Annotated in this window: 3 protein-coding genes; all 3 read left to right on the forward strand. The window is 71.8% G+C overall.

The window, feature by feature from the left end; translation table 11 throughout:
* The coding region (locus tag ABZ953_RS39280) for a vitamin B12 dependent-methionine synthase activation domain-containing protein (RefSeq protein WP_361734330.1) at positions 1-1,029 on the forward strand (1,029 nt) is incomplete at its 5' end.
* Positions 1,026-1,931, forward strand: coding sequence for a methylenetetrahydrofolate reductase [NAD(P)H] (metF, locus tag ABZ953_RS39285; protein ID WP_361734332.1), 906 nt, complete (start codon positions 1,026-1,028; stop codon positions 1,929-1,931). The genes ABZ953_RS39280 and metF, both read left to right, overlap by 4 nt.
* Positions 1,909-2,041 (forward strand): adenosylhomocysteinase (locus tag ABZ953_RS39290; RefSeq protein ID WP_361734334.1); only part of this gene is annotated, 133 nt, incomplete at its 3' end. The genes metF and ABZ953_RS39290, both read left to right, overlap by 23 nt.

Below are 2,041 nucleotides of genomic sequence, written 5' to 3' on the forward strand. Positions count from 1 at the left end.
GAGCAGGACCTGCACGAAATCTACGAGGGCGAAGTGCGCTACGCCCGCGACGCGTTCGAGGGCCTGCGCCTGATGGACGCCCTGATCGCGGTCAAGCGCGGGGTGCCCGGCGCGACCCTGCCGGAGCTGAAGCAGCGCCGGGTGCCGTCCAAGGCGAGCACGGCGGTGCTGGAGGTCGAGGAGGCGGAGCAGCCCGCCCGCTCCGACGTCGCCATCGACCATCCGGTTCCGGAGCCGCCGTTCTGGGGCACCCGCGTCATCAAGGGCATCCCGCTCAAGGAGTACGCCTCCTGGCTGGACGAGGGCGCCCTGTTCAAGGGCCAGTGGGGCCTCAAGCAGGCCCGCACCGGCGACGGACCCACGTATGAGGAACTGGTGGAGAGCGAGGGGCGGCCCCGCCTGCGCGGCCTCCTGGACGGCCTGCAGACCCAGAACCTGCTGGAGGCGGCCGTCGTCTACGGCTACTTCCCGTGTGTCTCCAAGGGCGACGACCTGATCCTGCTGGGCGAGGACGGCAGCGAGCGCACCCGCTTCACCTTCCCGCGCCAGCGGCGCGGGCGGCGGCTGTGCCTGGCGGACTTCTTCCGCCCCGAGGAGTCCGGCGAGACCGATGTGGTCGGGCTGCAGGTGGTCACCGTCGGCTCGAAGATCGGGGAGGCCACCGCCAAGCTGTTCGCGGCGGACTCCTACCGCGACTACCTCGAACTGCACGGCCTGTCCGTGCAGCTGGCCGAGGCCCTCGCCGAGTACTGGCACGCCCGCGTCCGCGCCGAACTGGGCATCGCCGCCCGCGACCCGGACACCGTCGAGGGCATGTTCGCCACCCACTACCAGGGCTGCCGCTACTCGCTGGGCTACCCCGCCTGCCCCGACCTGGCCGACCGCGCGAAAATCGCGGAGCTGCTGCGGCCCGGGCGGATCGGCGTCCAGCTCTCGGAGGAATTCCAGCTCCACCCCGAGCAGTCCACCGACGCGATCGTCACCCACCACCCCCAGGCCAGCTACTTCAACGCCGGAGGCCGGCCATGACCGCCCTGCGCGACCTGATCCACGGCGAACGCCCCAGCTTCTCCTTCGAGTTCTTCCCGCCCAAGAGCGAGGCCGCCGCCCGCGCCCTGTGGCAGACCATCCGCCGCATCGAGACCCTGGCCCCCACCTTCGTCTCGGTCACCTACGGCGCCGGCGGCTCCTCCCGGGACCGCACCGTGGAGGTCACCAAACGCATCGCGGCCGAGACGACGCTGCGCCCCGTCGCCCACCTGACCGCCGTCGGCCACACGGTGGCCGAACTGCGCCACATCATCGGCCAGTACGCCGACGCCGGCGTCCGCGACGTGCTGGCCGTGCGCGGCGACCCGCCCGGCGACCCGGGCGCCGACTGGATCGCCCACCCCCAGGGCCTGACGTACGCCCACGAACTGGTGCGCCTGGTCAAGGAGTCGGGGGAGTTCAGCGTCGGCGTGGCCGCCTTCCCCGAACGCCATCCGCGCTCGGCCGACTGGGACAGCGACATCGCCCACTTCGCCGCCAAGTGCCGCGCCGGCGCCGACTACGCCATCACCCAGATGTTCTTCCACGTCGAGGACTACCTGCGGCTGCGCGAGAAAGCGGCCGCCGCGGGCTGCCACACCCCGATCATCCCGGAGATCATGCCGGCCACCGACGTGCGCCAGATCAGCCGCTTCGCCCAGCTCAGCGGCGCCGCCTTCCCCGAAGCCCTGGCCCACCGCCTGGACGCCGCCCGCGAGAGCCCCGCCGACGGCCACCGCATCGGCGTCGAGTACGCCACCGCCATGGCCCAGCGGCTGCTGGCCGAAGGCGCCCCCGGACTGCACTACATCACCCTCAACCGCTCGACGGCCACGCTCGAGATCCACCGCAACGTAACGAACGCAAGGAGCACCCCGCATGACCTCGCAGCCCACCACTGACGGCACCGACGGCCCGGACTTCAAGGTCGCCGATCTCTCGCTGGCCGCGTTCGGCCGCAAGGAGATCACCCTCGCCGAGCACGAGATGCCCGGTCTGATGTCGATCCGCA

This window comes from Streptomyces sp. NPDC046465, from assembly GCF_040646035.1.
In the GTDB taxonomy this organism is placed as follows: domain Bacteria; phylum Actinomycetota; class Actinomycetes; order Streptomycetales; family Streptomycetaceae; genus Streptomyces.

Bases quoted from the DNA above. Each gene is read 5' to 3' on its own strand.
- metF (WP_361734332.1), top strand. From the start codon at position 1,026: ATGACCGCCCTGCGCGACCTGATCCACGGCGAACGCCCCAGCTTCTCC.